We start from the raw sequence: 18,530 nt of genomic DNA, 5'->3' as shown, positions 1-18,530 counted from the left end.
CAGGGGCTGCGATCACATCTTCTTTAACGGCGCCGCGGTGGGCGGCGGCGGTACCGGGCCCGGGTCGTTGAAACACAGCATGATCTGATCGATGCCGAATTGATCGGCCAGGACCTGGGCAATCACAGCATGTACCAGGTCCAGGTCGACCGAGGGCGCCGCGACCGTGATGGTGGCCGCGATCGCACGGCCATGCTCACCGGCGACCAGGCGCAGGTCGTCCACCGCTTTCACGCCCGGGTCGGTAAACATCGCCGCACGGACCTGTTCCAGGTTGAGCTCGTTCATGGGGACTCCAAAGCAGTGCTACCGGCGCGGGGAGCTCGGTCGCGATGCAGCCAACGATAGAGCACCGGCAGCACCAACAAGGTCAATGCGGTGGATGAGACGATGCCGCCGATGACGACAGTGGCCAGCGGCCGCTGCACTTCCGAGCCAGCACCGACATTCAAGGCCATGGGTAGGAAGCCCAGCGAGGCTACCAGGGCGGTCATCAACACCGGTCGCAGGCGTCCAAGGGCGCCGTCGCGCACAGCGTCGTCTAGCGGATCGCCCTGTTCGCGCAGACGGCGGATGAAGGCGATCATGACCAGCCCGTTGAGTACGGCCACGCCCGACAGCGCGATGAAGCCCACACCGGCAGAGATCGACAACGGAATCCCGCGCAGAGCCAGTGCCAGCACACCGCCGGTCAGCGCCAGCGGCACGCCACTGAACACAATGGCCGCATCCTTGGCCGAGCCGAAGGCCATGAATAGCAGAGCGAAGATCAACGCCAGTGTCACCGGAACGACCACGCCCAGGCGTTGGGTGGCCGAGATCAGCTGCTCGAAGGTGCCGCCGTAATCGATCCAGTAGCCCTCTGGAAGCGCGGCATCCTGGCCGATGCGTGTGCGCAACTCGCCGACGAACCCGCCCAGATCGCGCTCGCGCACGTTGGCGGTGATCACCACGCGGCGCTTGCCGTTCTCGCGGTTGATCTGATTGGGCCCGCGCTCTACCTGGATCTTCGCCACTTCCCGCAGCGGCACCGTGCGAGGCCCCCCATTGGCGCCGGCGGCCAGACGGCTGGACTCATCGACACTGGTGCTTGCCGGCAGCGGAATGGGCAGATCTGCCAGCACAGCGGGGTCTTGGCGCTGCGCTTCGGGCAGGCGCACGACCAGGTCGAAGCGGCGGTCGCCCTCGATCAACTGGCCGGCAACACTGCCCCCAATGGCGGTGGCCACCGTTTCCTGCACATCGCCCGGGTTCAGGCCATACCGTGCCAATGCCGCCGGATCTGGCATGATGGTCAGCAGCGGCAGGCCGGAGACCTGCTCGGCCTTGACGTCTTCGGCGCCGGGGACGCTACGCATGACCCGCTCGACCCGGCTGGCCAGGCGCGTCAACTGGTCAAGGTTGTCGCCGTAGACCTTGACCGCCACGTCCGAACGGACGCCGGAGATCAACTCGTTGGTGCGCATCTGGATGGGCTGGGTGAACTCGTAGTTGCTGCCCGGGATTTCCTTGGCCGCCGCCTCCAGCTCTTCCACCAGCTCGGCCTTGGGCTTGCGCGGGTCGGGCCACTGGTCGCGGGGCTTGAGCATCAGGAAGGTGTCGGCCATCGACGGCGGCATAGGATCGGTGGCCACCTCGGCGGTGCCGATCTTTGAGAAGATGTTGGCCACCTCCGGGAACTGGGCCAGGCGCTTCTCCAGCGTTTCCTGCATGGCCACCGACTGCTCCAAGCTGGTGCCGGGAATACGCATGGGCTGCAAGGTGATGTCGCCCTCATCCAGGCTCGGCACGAACTCCGAACCCAAGCGGGTGGCCAGCACGCCACAGCCCACCACCAGCACGGCCGCGCCGGCCAGCACCACCACGCGCCGACGCAGGGCCCAATCCAGCAGCGGCGTATAACGGGCACGCGACCAGCGCATCAGGCGGTTGTCGTGCTCAGCCACACGGCCGCGCAGGAAGCTGGCGATCGCCGCCGGCACGAAGGTCAGCGACAACACCATGGCGCCGGTCAGGGCCAGCACCACCGTGATCGCCATCGGGTGGAACATTTTTCCTTCTACCCCGGACAGCGCGAAGATCGGCAGGTAGACCGCGGCGATGATGCCCAGGCCAAACAAGCTGGGACGGATCACCTCGGCGGTGGCCGAGGCGGTCAGGTCATAGCGCTCTTCATCGTTGAGCTGGCGGCCCAGCGCGTGCTGCGCCTCGCCGAACCGGCGCAGACAGTTCTCGATGATGATCACCGCCCCGTCCACGATCAGGCCGAAGTCCAGCGCGCCCAGGCTCATCAGGTTGCCCGACACGCCGCCACGCACCATGCCGATGATGGTGAACAGCATCGCCAACGGGATCACCGCCGCGGTGATCAACGAGGCGCGCACATTGCCCAGCAGCAGGAACAGCACCACCACCACCAGCAGCGCGCCCTCGATCAGGTTCTTGGACACCGTGCCGATGGTGCGATCCACCAGTGCGGTGCGGTCATAGACGGCCTTGGCATGGACGCCGGCAGGCAGGCTGGCGTTGGCGGCATCCAGCTTGGCCGCGGCCGCCTGGGAGACTTCCCGGCTGTTGGCGCCGAACAACATGAAGGCGGTACCGACCACGACCTCGTGGCCATTCTGGGTGGCCGCGCCCGTGCGCAGCTCCTTGCCTTCGCCCACGCTAGCGACGTCGCGCACCCGAATGGGCACGCCATCGCGCCGGTCCAGCACGATGTTGCCGATTGCCTCCAGATTGGCTAGCTGGCCCGGCACGCGCACCAGGAACTGCTGTCCGTTGCGCTCGATGTAGCCGGCGCCGATGTTCTGGTTGTTGCGCATGACCGCGGCGACCACGTCGTTCAACGTGAAGCCCAGCGCCACCAACTGAGCTGGATCGGGAGTGATGTGGATCTGCCGCTCGAAGCCGCCGATGGTGTTGACCTCGGTGACGCCGGGCGTGGTGCGCAGCTGCGGCCGGATCACCCAGTCCTGCAGGGTGCGCAGGTCCGTGGCCGTGTACGGGGTGCCGTCGGGCTTGCGAGCGTTGGGCTCGGCCTCCACGGTGTACATGAAGATCTCGCCCAACCCGGTGGAGATCGGCCCCATTTCCGGGTCCAACCCTTCGGGAAGCTGGGAGGCGATCTGCTGCAGGCGCTCGGCGACCTGCTGGCGGGCAAAGTACAGGTCGGTGCCGTCCTTGAAGACGACGGTGACCTGCGAAAGCCCGTAGCGCGACAGCGAGCGGCTGTAGTCCAGCTTGGGCAGACCGGCCATGGCCGTTTCGATGGCAAAGGTGACCCGTTGTTCGGCCTCCAGCGGCGAGTAACCCGGGGCCTGGGTGTTGATCTGGACCTGGACGTTGGTGATGTCGGGTGTGGCGTCAATGGAAAGGTGACGGTAGCTCCACACGCCCAGCGCAACCAGCGCAGCGGTGAGCACTAGCGTCAGCCAGCGATGGCGGATGGACAGCCCAATGAGGCGTTCGAGCATGGCGGGCCTCATTCTTCTTCCACGGTGGACTTTTCGATGTCGGCCTTGATCAGGAAGCTTTGGGCCACCACCACCTGTTCACCGGCCTTGAGGCCTTCCAGCACTTCGGCGCGTTCGGCGTCGCGGCGCCCCAGCTTCACCGGCCGGGTGTGGTAGGTTTCGCCCTGCTGCACGTAGACCACGTCCTGGTCTTCTGCGGTCTGCAGCGCCGTGATCGGCACCACCAACGCTGCCGATTGGCGATCCACGGTGACCCGCGCCTTGACCGCCGACCCCGGCCGCCACAGGCCATCGGTGTTGGCCACCGTGCCGCGCGCAATGGTGCTTTGGCTGGCGGTGGCGGTGCCGGGCAGGACGCGCTCCAAGGTGGTCTGTGCGGTGACGCCATCGCTCAAGCGGGTAATCGTCACCGGCACGCCAGCACCGATGTGCTGGGCGTCGGCGCCGAAGATGTGCAGGTCCACCCACAGCGTGGACAGGTCGGCGACCTCAAACAGCGGCGCGCCCTCAGCGGCGGCCATGCCTACGGCGGCCGTGCGCGCCATGACCACGCCACTGATCGGCGCGGTGACGGTATAGGTGGTCAGGCTCAGGTTGCTCTCTACCGTGGCCAGTGCCTGGCCGGCCCGTACCTGATCACCCACGCCCGCACGCACGGAGCGGACCGGTCCGGGGAAGCGTGCCGTGACCTGCGCGATGCGACCGTCAATCGGGGTCAACAGCCCTTGCACCTCATGCTCGTCAGCAATCTCACCGGGGCCTGCCGGTGCGACCTGGATACCCGCTGCCTGCGCAGCTTTGGCGGCAATCTTGGTTTCCAGCGGCGCTTCCTCGTGCTCGCCGTGCTCTTCGCCCTCAGCGGCGGCGCCGCCTTCGGACGCTTCGTTGGGGGCCGACGCGTTGCAGGCGGCCAGCATCATCAGGGCCATGCCCAGTGCGGTCCAGGAAAAGCGATTCATGGGGTCTCTCCGGTGGAAGCAGCCGCCGGCGGCGCGACAAGCGCCTGGCCGGTCAGGCGTTGAATTTCGATCAGGGCGCGCTGCGCATCGAGCGCCACGTCCAGCTGCTGCTGGGCCATGGCCGTGCGTTCGGACTGCAGCTGTGCCCATTCCAGGTAGCTGATCGCGCCGGCGCGATAGGCGCGCTCGGCGGCCTGCTCAGCCCGGGCCAACTTCGGCAGCACCTCGCCTTGCAGCCGTGCCACCTCGGCCTGCGCCACGGTGTAGCGACCATGGGCTTCGACCAGCGTGGAATACAGCGACAGGCCCTTGGCCTCGCGCTCGATCGTCAGAACCTCCAGCTCGGCTTCGCCGGCGCGGATCTCCGGCTGCGCGCGGCTGCGGCTGCCCAGTGGCATGGACAGGCTGGCCACCAGCGCGGTGTCGTCAGTCTCCTGCAGGCGGCGCACGCCCAGCTGCCACGACAAGTCCGGCGAGGCCGCCGAACGCGCCAGCTGCAGTCGTGCCTGCGCGATCCGGCGGGCATCGGCAAACTGCGCCAACTCGGGAGTGCGCTCCAATTCCTCGGCCAGCGACTGCATGGACGCGATCGCCGGCAGGGTCATGGGATCCGCCGCGGCCACCTCGAAGCTCGGAGCACGTTCGCCCCAGAGGGCAGCAAGGTGCTGCCGGGCGGCAATGCGCTGCTGCTCGGCCCGATCACGGGTCAATTCTGCTCTCGCCAGTGCTGCTTGTGCGGTGAGCATCACCGATTCGGGAGACGCGCCAGCCTGCAGGCGCTGCCGGGCAGCGGCGACGGTCCGCTGGCGCTGGCCGACATCCATGTTCGCCAGGCTGCGTTGCCGGTCGGCACCGACAACGGCCAAATAGCGCTGCGCCGTCTCGGCGAGCAGGTCCAGCCGCCCGGTCTCGCGCTGCACGGCCAGTGCATCAATCCGGCTTTGGGCCAAGGTGCGGCGGGCGTCGAGCTTGCCGCCGCGCTCCAGGACCGAGCTCAGGCTCAAGGTCAACTCCGCGCTGTCCAGGCCACGGGCCGCGCCCGTGCCCAGCGCATTTTCAACCTCCGCCCCCAACGTCCACGGTGGCCGCTGCACGGCCTGGTCGCGCTCGGCAGCGAGCACCGTGGCTCGCGCATCGACCAGGCGCAGCTCGGGGTGGGTTTGGGCCACGCGTGCAAACGCGTCGTCCAAGGTCATCAGCTCTTCTGCTGTCGCCGGCGTTGCCGCCGCGCTCAACAGTAGCCACGCGGCCAGGGCCGCCAATCGCACATGCATGAAGTACTCCAGAATTTTCGATAGCCAACAGGGATCCGGCGCACGCCGGCGCGCATCACCCTGCGACCGGCGGCCGGAACGGCGCGAGCAGGTGCTCATGCCGATATCTGTCCGCATGGGCTGTCGCCGACGGCCAATGCCGGCCGATATGAGCAATGGCCAACACTATTTCTGGAGCCGGCGCGGCCTGGCTACAGCACAGCACCAGCTGCTGTAGCCGGTGCAGCGCGGCGTCTACGCCACGCTCGGAAGCTGGTGATGCCACTGCCGGGTCATGGTCGGCCGCGGCCAGATGGGTTTGAGCATGGAGCTCGCCAACCACTGCCAGCACCGGCTGCGTCACAAGGCCCACGGCCAAGTGCGCCAGCAGCAGCCAGCGCAGGCCACAGCTCAGCCGGCCAAGCGCTGTCATGCAGGCGTTTTGCGCGCGTCGGCACGCGCCCGGCGAGCATCACCCAAGATCTCGAAAGCCTCCTTGATCACATACAGGCCGATCAGGGCGCCGATCACGAAATCCGGGTAGGGGCTGGCCAGCCACCACACCAACAGGCCGGCCAGAATCACCCCAACGTTGGCCACCACATCGGCGCGGGTAAACAGCCAGGTCGCTCGCAGATGCACTTCGCCAGACTTCAAGGGGGCGAGCATACGGAGCACCTTCAGGTTCACGGCCAGCGAGACCAGAGCGGTACCGATCATCCAACCGCTGACCGGCTCGGCGCCGTACATCACCCGGCGGCCGACTTCGACCAGCACGCCTACGCCCAGCACCAGCAGCACGCTGCCACTGACCCACGCGGCGTTGGCCTTGAAGCGCGCCGTGCGCCCGATAGCGACCAGGCCAATGGCATAGGCGGTGGCGTCAGACAGCATGTCCAGCGCGTCAGCCAGCAGCCCGGTGGAATGGGCAATCCAGCCGGCAATGCCGCCGATCACGGCCATCGCTGCATTCAGGACCAAGGCGATCCAGAGGATGCGTCGCTCCTCCTTGTTCTTGGCTTCGTGGTGGCACCCGCAATCACTCATGTCTTGGTCCTCTGCTGTGTTGTTTCATTGCTTGTTTGCGCCTGGCTGTCTACGCACACCGGAACGGGCATTGGCGAGGAACCCCACGATGGCGGCGGTGCCTACCAATACCTGCGCCAGCAGCGACTGCCAGGTGGGATACAGGCCGATCCACTCGATGCGCGGCAACGCGAGCGGTGTTTGAGAGATCCAGCCCGCTTCCTGCAACGCGGCCACGCCTTTACCGATCAGGATGACCGCCATCACCGCGATGAGAATCGAGCTGATCGAAAAGAACCGGCCAATCGGCAGCCGCCTGCTCATGCGCAGCATCCAGTACGCCACCGCAGCCAACACCGCGATTCCCGCCACCAGGCCTGCGAGGATGGCGGTGGACGCCTGATCGCTCCACATCGCGATGTAGAACAAGATCGTCTCAAACACCTCGCGGTACACCGCGACAAAGGCCAGCATGAACAGGAAAACAGCCGAGCGCCGTGTCAGCGCAGTCGTCAGCTTGGCGTGCAGGTACTCCTGCCACCGCCCTGCAAGGCTCTTTTGGTGCATCCAGATGCCTACGCTGAGCAGGACAGCGGCAGCGAACAAGGCCGAGACGCCCTCAGTGACTTCCCGGTTCGCACCGCTGATATCAACAAAGTAAGTGGCCACTGCCCAGGTAGCTGCGCCTGCCAACAACGCGCAGATCCAACCCGCATGCACATACGGCAACACATCAGACCGCTCGGCTTTACGCAAGAACGCCACGATACCAATCACGATCAGCAGCGCTTCCAGTCCTTCGCGTACCAAGATGGTAAAGCTGCCTAGAAACGCGGTGCTGGCGCCTATTCGGGTGTCCTGCAGCGCCACGTCCGCGCGATCAAACAGCTGGGCAATTTGCGCTGCCTGCCCGGCAACGTCAGCCGCGGGCGCATGCTGATCCAGCTGCGCGCGGTAGCCTGCCATGGCCGTCTCGATCTCTCGCAGCAATGACGGATTGCGCGTGGCCAGCGTGGGTTCAAGCGGCTCTACACCATCCAGATAGGACGAGAGCGCAAGCTTTTTGGCTTGAGCCAGGTCCTCATCAGCGTAAGCGCGCTGGCTGGCGGCCAGTCGCTGCCGCGCCACCGCAAAGCGATCGGCTCCTGGTACCGCTTCGTTTACTGCCTGTGGCTGCGAACGCAGGTAGGCGATGATCGCGTTTGCCTGATCGGCGGGCATCGTGGTGGCAAGATCGGCCTCTCGCGTGCGTGTCAGCGCTTCGAGCGAGGGAATGTGCGTATGGGCCTCGGCACTGGTGCGCCATAACGCCTCACCTTGAGCCTTGGCTTGCGAGGAGTACCCCAAGCTGCCCACATAGAATGCCAACGCCCAGCGATCACTTTCTGACAGCCCAGAGAAGCTGACCATGCCGGTACCCGGCACACCCTGGGAAATGACCTCGTACAACGACAGCGGCGTTCGCTGCGCGGCGCGAGTGGCATCGGTGAACGCGATCGGCGGCGGACTTAACGCTTGCGCGGCGGGGCCATCACCGTGACCTGTGGGGCCGTGACAGGCCGCGCACTGCTGGCTGTAGATGGACGCGGCCTGGGAGGTCTTCGGCGCGCTCGCCGGAACAGCGCCGATCGGGTAGCGGGCCAACAGCGTCGTGCCGAGCCCGCGCGCCAACGTTGCCACTTGCGCCGGGTCGGCCTTCTCTGCCACCGCCTGGACCAGGCGGTCGGCCTGGGCCGTCAGCTCCTGCTGGTTCTGGCCACCGGGCAATGCTGCCAGCTGACTGCGCACGGCGCCGGCAAACTCGCTCATTTCGGCGTATTCGTTGGGGGCAATTACGCGACCGGCCTGGACCGCGCCGGGGTAGTCGACCGCGATGTAATCGAGCATCTGCCAGGTTTGGCGCAGGTCTGCTGCGGCAGGCTCCGCCTGAGCAGAAGCGGGCAGAACCCAGCCGATCAGCAAGGCAATCAGGCAGTAGCGAATCAAGGCGATGGGCAGTGGCATGGTCGTCACATGCAGCGCCGCGGCCGGAGTGGCGGCGGATACGGGTTCAGCGTAAAGTCCGTAGCTACTACGGAGTCAAGCGTACTACGAATGAAAATCAGTGAGGCTGCCGACGCCAGCGGATGCCACTTGGAGACGATTCGCTATTACGAGCGGATCGGGTTGCTGCCGCGCCCGGGGCGCACGGGCAACGGCTACCGGGTCTATGGCCCGGCCGACATCGAGCGGCTGCGCTTCATTGCGCGTGGCCGGGACCTGGGCTTCAGCCTGGAGGAGGTCCGCAGCCTGCTGCAGCTGGCCGGCGATGAGGAGCTTTCGTGCGGGGACGTGGACCGGTTGGCCCGCAGCCATCTGGCCGACGTGCGCGCCCGCATGGCCGACCTGCAGCGCATGGCCAGCGAGCTGGAACGGGTGATTGCCAGTTGCCATGGCGGGCAGCGGGCGGAATGCACCATCCTGTCGACGCTGCGCCAGACGACCTCGGTGGAGGCCACGCGCCAGTGACCGAACTGGACCGCTACCTCGATGCGGCCACGCGCCAGAACACGGTGCGCAGCTATGCGTCGGCGCTGCGGCACTTCGAGGTTGAATGGCAAGGCCACCTCCCAGCGACACCTGACAGCGTGGCCCGGTACCTGGCCGCTTATGCGCAGACCTTGGCGACCAGCACCCTCCGCCAACGTCTGGCGGCCATCGCCTCTTGGCACCGCGACCACGGCTTTGTCGACCCGACCCGATCGCCGCTGGTGCGCAAGGTGCTCAAAGGCATCCAGACCCTGCACCCGGGCCAGGTCAAGCAAGCCGCGCCGCTCCAGATTCGGCGGCTGGTCGAGCTCGATGACTGGCTGGCCGCGGCGATCGCTGCGGCACATGCCCGGGGCGATGGGCCGGCGGCGCTGCGCCATCAACGAGACCGAGCGCTGGTGCTGCTCGGGTTCCGCACTCTGGAGCTGGCCGCCATCGGCGCCCGTGAGCGGGTCAATCTGGGCTACTACCGCAGCATCAGCCACGCGCTGACGCCTGCCACGCGCACGCTCATCGACGAACTGCTGCGCGCACCGGAAGGGTCCAGGTTCACCGGCTGGCAATCACTCAAGCGCGAGCCCGGCCGGCCCACCAACAAGGAAGTTCGGTTCTACCTGCAGCACATCCGCATGCTGCAGCAGTTGGCCGACCAGCTGCCTCCCATCGATGTGCCGGTGCCCAAGCTCAAGCAGTTCCGTGCAATGGCTCGGGCCTATGACGCCAGCGAGCTGGCCGAACTGGCTCCGGACAAGCGCTATGCGCTGGCCACCATCTTCATTCGCGCCCAGCATGCCAAGACACTGGATGATGCAGCCGAGTTGTTCATCAAGCAGGTGCGCGGGCTGGAGAACACGGCCCAGCAGAAATTGCTGGCCTACCAGCTCGAACATGCCAAACGGGCCGACTTCCTCATCGGCCAGCTCAAGGAAATCCTGCAGGCCTATCAGCTAGACGGCAGCGATAGTCAGCGCGTGGATGCCATCGACAACAGCCTGGAAGCGGAAGTGTCGACCTTGCTGGCCGAATGCGAAGAACATATGGCCTACGCCGGGAAGAACTACCTGCCTTTCATGCTGCAGCCCTATGGCGCGGTCAGGCCGCTGCTGTTCAATGGGCTGGAGCTGATGAAACTTCGGGCGACCAGCCACGACGCCGGCATGGAGCCGCTGATCGCAGCGGTGCTCTCGCTGCGCAACCAGCGCCGTGAGCTGATCGAGGTCGCCTCCCTCGGTTTGGACCCGGAAAAGGACTTTGACTGGATGTCCAAGCTCTGGTGTCAGCACGTGTTCGGCAAGCGGGCCAGTGCAGCCGGCGCCGGCTGGATGCACCGTAAGTACTTCGAGCTGGCCGTGCTGGTGCAGGTCAAGGACGAACTGAAGTCCGGAGATCTCTTCATTCCCAGCAGCGAACGGTTTGATGACTACCGTGAGCAGCTGGTCGATGAAGCCACCTTGGCCCAGGAACTGGAAGCCTACGGCCAGGTGTCAGGCCTGCCCACCGACGCCGAGTCTTTCGTGGCGGGATTACGTGCACAACTGACCTCCCTGGCCGATGAGGTCGACGCGCGTTTCCCGGAGAACGTACATGCGGACATCCTGGATGGGCGCCTGGTGCTGCGGAAGGGGCAACGCGCCGAAGTCTCCAGCGCGATTACCACGGTGGATCGCCTCATCGCCGAACGGCTTCCAGAATCCAGCATCGTCGATGTCCTGATCGATGCCAGCCAATGGCTGGATCTGCACCGTTTCTTCCGCCCGATCGCCGGCACCGAGAGCCAGGTCGAAGATCTGCCCCGACGTGTGATCACCACGCTATTCTGCTATGGCTGCAACCTGGGGCCGACGCAGACGGCGCGGTCGATCAAGGGCTTCAGCCGGCGCCAAGTCGCTTGGCTCAACCTGAAATACGTGACCGAGGATGTGCTTGAGAAGGCCATCGTGGAGGTCATCAATACCTACAACAAATTCGACCTGCCTGGCTATTGGGGCAGCGGCAAGAGCGCATCAGCTGATGGCACGAAGTGGAGCGTCTACGAGGACAACCTGCTGTCGGAGTATCACATCCGCTACGGCGGCTACGGTGGCATCGGCTACTGCCACGTGTCCGACAAATACGTAGCGCCGTTCAGCCACTTCATTCCCTGTGGCGTGCACGAGGGCATCTACATCCTCGACGGTCTGTTGGCCAACACTTCCGACATCCAGCCTGAGATCGTCCATGGCGACACGCAGGCCCAAAGCTATCCGGTCTTCGGCCTGGCCCACATGCTGGGCATCCAGCTGATGCCCCGGATCCGGAACATCAAGGACCTGACATTCTTTCGGCCCGAACCGGGTAGGGCTTATAAGAACATCCAGGCACTGTTCGGGGACAGCATCGACTGGCAACTGATCGCCACCCATCTCCACGACATGCTGCGGGTGGTGATCTCAATCCGATTGGGCAAGATCACCGCGTCCTCGATCCTGCGCCGGCTGGGCACCTACAGCCGGAAGAACAAGCTGTACTTCGCCTTCCGGGAACTTGGCAAGGCCGTTCGAACGCTGTTCTTGCTGCGCTACATTGATGACAATGAGATCCGCAAAACGATCCATGCTGCCACCAACAAGAGCGAGGAATACAACGGCTTCGTGAAATGGGTGTTCTTTGGCAGCCAGGGGATCATTGCTGAGAACGTCCAACACGAGCAGCGCAAGATCATCAAGTACAGCCAGCTGGTGGCCAACATGATCATCCTCCACAACGTGGAAGGCATGAGCCGGACCTTGGCCGAGATGAGGAAGGAGGGGATTGAACTGACGCCCGAGATCCTGGCCGGCCTGTCGCCTTATCGGACCAGCCACATCAATCGCTTCGGCGACTACCACCTGGATCTTGAAAGGGAAGTGGCGCCGCTGAGCTACACAGCCAAGGTGCTTGAACAGACCCCATAGATGGGGAGAACCTGATCGAGAGACGAGCAATCAACTTTGAAATTCAGTCGCTTAGGCAGCTTTTGGCCCTGTACGTAATGATTCCCTGCCGACCCTCTTCAAGGTTCATCCCAGCGACTGCCCAGTTGAAGGCCGCTCTTTCGTGGGCATTGAGTTCCGCGTCGATAGCGTCAATTGACTGCCGGTATTGCTGCTGGGTTCCATTCGTAACCATCTTCTTGTCTGTCGGACCGCTGCAGGCAGCTAGCAGTGCTGATGCTGCCAGGATCAGTGTTGCTCTGCTTCTGGCCGCGGTGATGAAGCGGTATGGCTGTTCGCTCATGCGTCCCCCTGTCAATGAAGAAGACAGAATATCGGGTTTTTAGATATCGGAGAACTGGATATAGCTTTCTAGGCCGCTCAGCCAAGGCGCGGTCGTGTCGAAGTCCATCCATCGAAAAGAGTACGCTGCCCTCATTGAGGCTGTTCGCGAGGCGCGGCTAGCTGCCGGTCTGACCCAGGCCCAGGTGTCCAGCATGCTGGGCCGCAGCCAGTCATTCATCAGCGACGTCGAAACAGGCAAGAGAAGGGTTGATGTGGTGGAGCTGAGAGATATCGCCCGCCTGACAGGCCTTTCGCTGGGCAAGTTGATCACAAACTTTGAGAAGCGAATCAAAGGCTAAAGCCCCTTAGGGTGTAGCGGTAGGTTCGCGCTTCTTGCCGGCCGGTCGGGACCAGGCGCACACGCCAGTGACAGACGGCCAACCGGATGGAAGGGGCACGCCCTGCCGGAAATCCCTGACGTAGATCGGCCTCGGCGTGCCGGGTCGAAACTTTAGGCTGTTTTGTGGAACCGTGGGGTCTGAACCCTCGTGTAGATCCGGGTGAAGCGACGTCTTTACAGTTGTTGATGTGAAGACATTTCTCCGGCCCACTCCACAGCAGCTCCACAGGTCGCTAAAGCGAACCCCTAAATGCCTCCGATGGGCTTGTCGCGGGGCCTATACCCTTTCGGCGCGACTGTCTGACGTGGAGGATTGCGCCCTACACAAGCTTCGAGACGCAAAGGCTATCGCTTGAGCGCTTGGCAAAGCGCGAGCTAGGGATGGGGTTCGGAGAGTGGCGCAGTCGGCTTCGTTTTCTGAGGGCAATTGATGCCTTGGGTTCAGACCGATCAATTACGCAGATTGCAGACGATCTGGGCTATGCAAACTCAACGTCTTTCAGTGAGATGTTCAAGCGACACTCTGGCCGGACCCCAGACCAGTATAGAAGGGGCCTCAGTCCGCTCCAGCGAGAGGTGGAGCCCTCCTCCCGCTGAATCGAGGCAGGCCTCGAAGCTGTTGGGTCAACCATTTAGCTGGCCCAGACAGTGGCCATTCGGATCGATGGATCATCCAGAGGGTGTCAACCACCGGAGATCCACAGTCAACCACCTCAATTGCGTCTTGCCGAGCGAAGGATTCACGGGCGTGTCGCGGAATGACAGTGAATCCCAGCCCGAGCGATACCGGCTCAAGGATGAGCGCAACCTGATTGGTGAAGCCGTGTATAGGAAGCGCGCGTACGCCTGGATTTCCTGGGAACTTGCGGGCGAGAAGGCGGGTGGCCATAGCCTGGCCATCTGGATGATCAACGAAACCCAACTTTTGAAGATCCGCCCAGCTGTCCGCGCAGGCACCTCTCGGAACTACCAGCTCAAGCGCCTCCTCGGTGAAGGGCTCAGCCCGCAGCCGAGGGTCATCCGGCCGAAGTGCAAGTAGACCCACCTCGTACTTCTTCTCCAGTACCGCCGATAGGATTTCTGGGTCCGGCGAGAAGCGATGACGAATGATCAAGCCGGGATGGGTGCGCTGGAAGTCCAGCAACACCGGGTAAAGAGCAAGGCCAACACTCCCGGGGGTTATCAGCGCAAACTCCCCCTGATCGCTGTCCGCGCTCGCGAGCTTGGCTTGAAGCCGGCGATCGGCCGAATCCATCTCTTGGCAGTACTGCAATAGAGCCATTCCCGCCGGCGTCAGTTCAATAAATCGTGGTCTGCGCAGAAACAGGGCACCCAGCTGTTGCTCAAGATGACGTACATGCTGACTGACCGCAGCCTGGGTGAGCTGCAGCTGGCCTGCGGCCCTGGTAAAGCTCCCGACCTCTGCGATAGCCCGAAAGGATCGGAGCCAATGCTCATTCAGCATAAGAATATTTTATCAATCTGATAAAAATGGATCAGATCATGGTTGAGTTGCAGGGTCTAATCTTGCGGCTACCCCTCTCTTCAGTGGTGTGCCGTGCCTGCCCTACCCCCTCCCTACCCTCGCGCCTTCTCCCACATCGGCCTGTCTGTTACCGATCTCGATGCCGCGGTTTCCTTCTATACAGAAGTCTTGGGCTGGTACCTCGTCATGCCGCCGACCAGGATTGCTGAAGACGAAAGCGCAATTGGCGTGATGTGCACGGATGTGTTTGGGCCTGGATGGGGCAGCTTCCGCATTGCACATCTATCCACTGGTGACCGGGTTGGAGTCGAAATCTTCCAGTTCAATAACGCCGAGCGTCCCGCGAACAACTTCGAGTACTGGAAGTCGGGCGTCTTCCACTTCTGTATTCAGGATCCGGACGTTGAAGGCCTGGCCGCTCGGATTGTGGCAGCTGGTGGAAAGCAGCGAATGCCGGTTCGAGAGTACTTCCCAGGGGAGAAGCCCTATCGGATGGTTTACATGGAGGATCCGCTGGGCAACATCCTGGAGATCTACAGCCACAGCTACGAGCTTACGTATTCAGCTGGCGCGTACGTCTAGCTCCACGCACACCCTCAGCCAGCTTTCGACTGCCAGGCAGTCCTCGCCAAACTGAGACACGACGGTACGGAGCAAGTGTCTCGGCTGTAGAAGTCAGAGGTCTGCAAGTTAGAAGCTGGCGAACGTAATTTTAACGATTCATCGGCGAGCCGCGCCGCTAGCCCTAAGGAGCATATGATGAAAATGAACGGCATTCGTTGGCCGGAAGGCTACCTTCCTGGTTACACCGAAAACTTTGTCTCGAATGAGCTGATCGTCCTCGGCCTTGCCGCAGCTGATGTTTGGCCGTTGCTTGAAGAGCCACGTCTGTGGCCGACCTACTACGGAAATTCAGCCAATGTGCGCTTCCACGATGGCGCCGGCCCTCTGTTGCGAAACGGGGATCGATTCTACTTTGAAACCTTTGGCTTCCCCGTGGAGGCTCAATGCGTCGAGCATGAGGCTCCTACCTCCGAGGGTCCGGGCCGGATCGCTTGGCATGGCTGGGCCGGTGAGCCCGGGTCTGCCGATCGACTTGACGTTCATCATGCGTGGATTACCGCGTAGTTGTAACGAACAGCATTTGCATGGGCTATTCATTAGGCAGCACGATTGTGTCGTAGTTGAAGTCTCGAGGCCGCTGACCGGTTGCCTTGATTGCTTCTTCGACGGCTCTATCGAGCATGAGCAGGTACTTTTTAACGATCTCGCTCCCCCGCCCCTTTTTCATCTCTTCTTTTCTCAGAAAGAGTTCCTGGATCTCCTTAAGTGCACTCACAGCCGTTGCTGATTGCTGCAGCGCAATCGCCAAGGATCGGTTCGGCACGTCAACATAGTTGACTGAATCGAAAGCCTTATGAAGCTGGGTCAGATGCGCCAAGATCAGCCGGGGGCCGCCGAATCCTCCCTCGAACTGCGCCAGCATCAGTGTCGCTGGAAATCGCGCATAGGAAATCAGCTCTATGAGGGACTGTGTGACCTCCCGTCTCCTGACTCTGGCGTGCCAAAGGGGGATCAGTCCCGCGGCGATGATGGCTGCGATGCTGCCGATCGCTTGCACCCACGCCGGCCAGTCAAGCGCTAACGTGGCGGATTTGGGACTCGGCTTGCTCATGAGTGCCCAAGTCAAGACGGCTCCTGCGGCAAAGGTCATCACAGCGACCACCGCCCAATCTCTGTCAGTTCTTCCCTGCTTCATGGCGTTCCTCCTCCGGCGTGCTGGTTTCTACCGTTCGTACGGGGCCTGTCGCGCCGTGCTCTCGGGCGCGGTCGAGGATGAACTTTGGGGGGGGGCGTGTACGTCCTCCAAGTCTTTCGGGGAAAGAAGCCTTGATCGAATGGATGGCCTCAAGTCTTAGATTTCCTGCTATTGGATTCTTGTGTCGGCTCGCCCACTCTTCTGGGCGCGGTGCGGCGTGGCTTGCTTTGCCTGCTTGGCGTTGCCGTGTTCGCTCTCCCTTGTCGGAGTGCCTCGGTAACTTGCCGAGTGGTTTCCTTCAGTGACGTCAGCTGCGCCTCCAAGCCATCAGCCCGCGCGTTCACGCCTTCCAGTCGGCGCAATGCCTGTTGCTCGCGGTTGGCAGCAGCAATGGCTTGTTGCTCGCTCTCTCGCAATGAGGTGGCCAAGGCCATGCGCTCCCGCCCCCACTCCTGCTCGGCTGACCGCAACGCCTGGCGATGCCGGTCAACCTCCGTATGGGCACGATCCTCCACTGCCCTGACGTGCGCCTGGAGCGCCCTCCTCTCTTCTTCGTGAGCGGCCGCGGCCTCGCCCAGACTGCGGCGTACGGCATCCAGTTCCTGCTCGAGTCGCTCCGCCCGTCCATAGGCTCCATCGCGTTGGCGCAGCAGGTCTTGTACTTGTGCCGTCATCTGGGAGACCTGTGCCGCCAACTGCTCCGCGGTGGTGGCGGCGGCCTGAGTCTGGACCTGAGCCTCCCTTTCGCGCTTCTGGCTGGCCTCAATCGCCAGCGTCAGGGCCACCCGGTCCTCCTCCAGCAGGCGCTCGCGTTCCTCCAGTGCGTGCCTGGTCGACTCCAGCTGGGTCTGAGCGAGCTCGCCGGCATCCTGCAGCGCGGCCTGCCACAAACGCTGGCTCAGGTGAGCTACCCGCTCTGGGATGCCTGGAACCGCCGCCTCAATGGCGCGCTGGCGCAGGCGAAAGCCTACGGTCTGCCACCAGGTCTCCAGCCAACGCGTGACGGTGTTGGGCGAGCCGGTGCCCAAGTGGGCTCGGATTCGCTCGACGGTGGGACGTTCGCCGGCGGCGATGATGTCGTCCGCTGCCTGGTGCACATCCAGTTCGCTGATGCCCTTGGCCATTGGGTGTCCTTCTGCGGAACGGTGAGAATTGGCAGGCCATGTCTGATAAGGCATATTTATCAGATGTAGCTCAACCTAATCATAGTGCACAATACATAGTACATATGAATAATATCACTGCTGCGTCAGGGGAACTCGTTTCGGGGCTGGTTCCGGAGCGGCTGGCCACTTCCGCCGCAGAAGCGGTGCGAGACATCCTGCAGGAGGCCGAAGCGCCTAACACCATTCGCAGCTACGCCGGCGCCCTGCGCTATTGGGCGGGCTGGTTCGAAGGGCGCTATGGCAGGCCCATCGCCCTACCCGTCCCCCCGGCGGCAGTGGTTCAGTTCATCGTGGATCACATGGGGCGCTCAGGCGATTTGGGGCTTCGTTGGGATCTGCCTGCAGACTTGGATAGTGCCTTGGTGCATGCGGGCCTGAAGAAGAAGCCTGGGCCGCTGGCGTTCTCCAGCCTGGTCCACCGGGTGGCGGTCTTGTCGGCGGCCCACAAGCAGGCCCGCCAAGACAACCCTTGCGAGGATCGCGCCGTGAGGACCCTACTGTCCAAGGGGCGCAGGGCTTCTCACAAACGAGGCGAGCGCCCGGCCAAGAAGACCGCGCTGTCAGCCGCAGATCTGCGCGCAATGGCGGCCACCTGCGACACCTCGCTCAAGGGGAAGCGCGATCGCGCCCTGCTTTACTTTGCCTTTGCTAGCGGCGGGCGCCGCCGCAGCGAAGTCGCCGAGGCGACGGTGAATCACCTCACCCGACTGCCCGAAGGCGGCTACACCTATCGCTTGGATCACGGAAAAACCTTGCAGTCCGGGCCAGTGGTTGGCAGCAGCCCCGACAAGCCCATCCTGGGAGAGGCAGCCACCGCACTGCAGGACTGGCTGGACGTGGCCGAGATTACCGACGGCCCCCTGTTCCGGCGCGTCTGGCCACGGTCATTGGGCGGCGCGCTCAGCGGCAAGGCGGTCGCCGCCATCGTTAAGGACCGGGCGCGGTTGGCCGGTCTGGACGGGGACTTTGCCGGCCACAGCCTGCGCTCGGGCTTTGTTACCGAAGGTGCGCGGCGTGGGGTGGCCCTGCCGGCGCTGATGGCGATGACCGATCACCGCTCCGTGGCCAGCGTGATCGGATATTTCCAGCAGGGCGGCGTCGGCAGCAACCCCGCCGCGCGCCTGATGGATGAGGACTGAGCCTCCGGCCCGAGCTGCCAGCAGTGCGCGTTGAATGTGCCCCGCTCGGGCCCTATCCTGCACAAGACGCGCACCATCCACGGCAGGAATCAGGGGGCAGC

The 18,530-nt window shown here is 63.6% G+C and carries 17 protein-coding genes; 7 read left to right on the top strand and 10 right to left on the bottom strand.

The genetic code is table 11. The features are described 5' to 3' along the window. Window positions 1-12: 12 nt before the first annotated feature. From R5H29_RS20355 to R5H29_RS20330, 6 genes are all read right to left on the bottom strand, one after another. Complete coding sequence (locus R5H29_RS20355; RefSeq protein ID WP_019184735.1) at window positions 13-288, bottom strand: hypothetical protein; 276 nt, start codon at window positions 286-288, stop codon at window positions 13-15. Next, on the bottom strand, window positions 285-3,476 hold the full coding sequence (locus tag R5H29_RS20350; protein WP_033835656.1) for an efflux RND transporter permease subunit: 3,192 nt from the start codon (window positions 3,474-3,476) through the stop codon (window positions 285-287). The genes R5H29_RS20355 and R5H29_RS20350 overlap by 4 nt, the downstream gene beginning before the upstream one ends. An 8-nt stretch (window positions 3,477-3,484) precedes the next feature. After that, window positions 3,485-4,435, bottom strand: coding sequence for an efflux RND transporter periplasmic adaptor subunit (locus R5H29_RS20345; RefSeq protein WP_154263525.1), 951 nt, complete (start codon window positions 4,433-4,435; stop codon window positions 3,485-3,487). Beyond that, window positions 4,432-5,709, bottom strand: a complete 1,278-nt coding sequence (locus R5H29_RS20340) for a TolC family protein (RefSeq protein ID WP_012480227.1) — start codon at window positions 5,707-5,709, stop codon at window positions 4,432-4,434. Before R5H29_RS20340 ends, R5H29_RS20345 begins: the two co-directional genes overlap by 4 nt. 408 nt (window positions 5,710-6,117) lie before the next feature. Next, the gene (locus R5H29_RS20335) at window positions 6,118-6,735 is read right to left on the bottom strand and encodes a cation transporter (RefSeq protein ID WP_005413376.1); all 618 of its coding nucleotides are present in this window, start codon (window positions 6,733-6,735) and stop codon (window positions 6,118-6,120) included. A 24-nt stretch (window positions 6,736-6,759) separates the two neighbouring features. Continuing rightward, window positions 6,760-8,718 (bottom strand): FTR1 family protein, encoded by a 1,959-nt coding sequence (locus R5H29_RS20330; RefSeq protein WP_021201907.1) that lies wholly within the window; start codon window positions 8,716-8,718, stop codon window positions 6,760-6,762. Between the two features lie 90 nt (window positions 8,719-8,808). Between R5H29_RS20330 and R5H29_RS20325 the strand changes: the two genes are divergently transcribed. Together R5H29_RS20325 and R5H29_RS20320 are read left to right on the top strand one after the other, a co-directional pair. Further along, the gene (locus tag R5H29_RS20325) at window positions 8,809-9,222 is read left to right on the top strand and encodes a helix-turn-helix domain-containing protein (RefSeq protein WP_012480230.1); all 414 of its coding nucleotides are present in this window, start codon (window positions 8,809-8,811) and stop codon (window positions 9,220-9,222) included. After that, window positions 9,165-12,176, top strand: coding sequence for a Tn3 family transposase (locus R5H29_RS20320; protein WP_229295631.1), 3,012 nt, complete (start codon window positions 9,165-9,167; stop codon window positions 12,174-12,176). Before R5H29_RS20325 ends, R5H29_RS20320 begins: the two co-directional genes overlap by 58 nt. A gap of 43 nt (window positions 12,177-12,219) precedes the next feature. Here the strand turns inward: R5H29_RS20320 and R5H29_RS20315 are convergent, their stop codons facing one another. After that, window positions 12,220-12,498, bottom strand: coding sequence for a hypothetical protein (locus tag R5H29_RS20315; protein WP_033835997.1), 279 nt, complete (start codon window positions 12,496-12,498; stop codon window positions 12,220-12,222). A 94-nt stretch (window positions 12,499-12,592) separates the two neighbouring features. Between R5H29_RS20315 and R5H29_RS20310 the strand changes: the two genes are divergently transcribed. Both R5H29_RS20310 and R5H29_RS23020 read left to right on the top strand, forming a co-directional pair. Then, a complete protein-coding gene (locus tag R5H29_RS20310; RefSeq protein ID WP_033835998.1) occupies window positions 12,593-12,838 on the top strand; it encodes a helix-turn-helix domain-containing protein in 246 nt (81 codons plus the stop codon). A gap of 320 nt (window positions 12,839-13,158) precedes the next feature. Further along, window positions 13,159-13,476, top strand: coding sequence for a helix-turn-helix domain-containing protein (locus R5H29_RS23020; protein ID WP_369333260.1), 318 nt, complete (start codon window positions 13,159-13,161; stop codon window positions 13,474-13,476). On the opposite strand, the gene R5H29_RS23015 is transcribed toward R5H29_RS23020, so the two are convergent. Beyond that, window positions 13,436-14,344 carry a LysR family transcriptional regulator gene (locus R5H29_RS23015; protein WP_033835999.1) on the bottom strand — a complete coding sequence of 303 codons (909 nt, stop codon included), beginning with the start codon at window positions 14,342-14,344 and terminating at the stop codon, window positions 13,436-13,438. The genes R5H29_RS23020 and R5H29_RS23015 overlap by 41 nt on opposite strands. 93 nt (window positions 14,345-14,437) lie before the next feature. Between R5H29_RS23015 and R5H29_RS20300 the strand changes: the two genes are divergently transcribed. Both R5H29_RS20300 and R5H29_RS20295 read left to right on the top strand, forming a co-directional pair. Then, a complete protein-coding gene (locus R5H29_RS20300) occupies window positions 14,438-14,947 on the top strand; it encodes a lactoylglutathione lyase family protein (RefSeq protein ID WP_033836000.1) in 510 nt (169 codons plus the stop codon). A gap of 177 nt (window positions 14,948-15,124) precedes the next feature. Then, on the top strand, window positions 15,125-15,493 hold the full coding sequence (locus R5H29_RS20295) for a hypothetical protein (protein WP_229295632.1): 369 nt from the start codon (window positions 15,125-15,127) through the stop codon (window positions 15,491-15,493). 25 nt (window positions 15,494-15,518) lie between these two features. Here the strand turns inward: R5H29_RS20295 and R5H29_RS20290 are convergent, their stop codons facing one another. Continuing rightward, the gene (locus tag R5H29_RS20290; protein WP_033836002.1) at window positions 15,519-16,124 is read right to left on the bottom strand and encodes a hypothetical protein; all 606 of its coding nucleotides are present in this window, start codon (window positions 16,122-16,124) and stop codon (window positions 15,519-15,521) included. Between the two features lie 149 nt (window positions 16,125-16,273). After that, window positions 16,274-17,248, bottom strand: a complete 975-nt coding sequence (locus R5H29_RS20285) for a DNA-binding protein (protein ID WP_049453653.1) — start codon at window positions 17,246-17,248, stop codon at window positions 16,274-16,276. Window positions 17,249-17,352: 104 nt separating this feature from the next. Here R5H29_RS20285 and R5H29_RS20280 point away from each other — a divergent pair, with 104 nt between their 5' ends. Next, complete coding sequence (locus R5H29_RS20280; RefSeq protein WP_049453654.1) at window positions 17,353-18,429, top strand: site-specific integrase; 1,077 nt, start codon at window positions 17,353-17,355, stop codon at window positions 18,427-18,429. Window positions 18,430-18,530: the final 101 nt, after the last annotated feature.

This window comes from Stenotrophomonas sp. A3_2, from assembly GCF_036624925.1.
Lineage (GTDB): Bacteria > Pseudomonadota > Gammaproteobacteria > Xanthomonadales > Xanthomonadaceae > Stenotrophomonas > Stenotrophomonas hibiscicola.
Note: the sequence above shows the minus strand (reverse complement) of the source record. Positions and strands in the feature narration are given on the sequence as shown.

Bases quoted from the DNA above. Each gene is read 5' to 3' on its own strand.
- R5H29_RS20355 (WP_019184735.1), bottom strand. From the start codon at position 288: ATGAACGAGCTCAACCTGGAACAGGTCCGTGCGGCGATGTTTACCGAC.
- R5H29_RS20350 (WP_033835656.1), bottom strand. From the start codon at position 3,476: ATGCTCGAACGCCTCATTGGGCTGTCCATCCGCCATCGCTGGCTGACG.
- R5H29_RS20345 (WP_154263525.1), bottom strand. From the start codon at position 4,435: ATGAATCGCTTTTCCTGGACCGCACTGGGCATGGCCCTGATGATGCTG.
- R5H29_RS20340 (WP_012480227.1), bottom strand. From the start codon at position 5,709: ATGCATGTGCGATTGGCGGCCCTGGCCGCGTGGCTACTGTTGAGCGCG.
- R5H29_RS20335 (WP_005413376.1), bottom strand. From the start codon at position 6,735: ATGAGTGATTGCGGGTGCCACCACGAAGCCAAGAACAAGGAGGAGCGA.
- R5H29_RS20330 (WP_021201907.1), bottom strand. From the start codon at position 8,718: ATGCCACTGCCCATCGCCTTGATTCGCTACTGCCTGATTGCCTTGCTG.
- R5H29_RS20325 (WP_012480230.1), top strand. From the start codon at position 8,809: ATGAAAATCAGTGAGGCTGCCGACGCCAGCGGATGCCACTTGGAGACG.
- R5H29_RS20320 (WP_229295631.1), top strand. From the start codon at position 9,165: ATGCACCATCCTGTCGACGCTGCGCCAGACGACCTCGGTGGAGGCCAC.
- R5H29_RS20315 (WP_033835997.1), bottom strand. From the start codon at position 12,498: ATGAGCGAACAGCCATACCGCTTCATCACCGCGGCCAGAAGCAGAGCA.
- R5H29_RS23015 (WP_033835999.1), bottom strand. From the start codon at position 14,344: ATGCTGAATGAGCATTGGCTCCGATCCTTTCGGGCTATCGCAGAGGTC.
- R5H29_RS20295 (WP_229295632.1), top strand. From the start codon at position 15,125: ATGAAAATGAACGGCATTCGTTGGCCGGAAGGCTACCTTCCTGGTTAC.
- R5H29_RS20290 (WP_033836002.1), bottom strand. From the start codon at position 16,124: ATGAAGCAGGGAAGAACTGACAGAGATTGGGCGGTGGTCGCTGTGATG.
- R5H29_RS20285 (WP_049453653.1), bottom strand. From the start codon at position 17,248: ATGGCCAAGGGCATCAGCGAACTGGATGTGCACCAGGCAGCGGACGAC.
- R5H29_RS20280 (WP_049453654.1), top strand. From the start codon at position 17,353: ATGAATAATATCACTGCTGCGTCAGGGGAACTCGTTTCGGGGCTGGTT.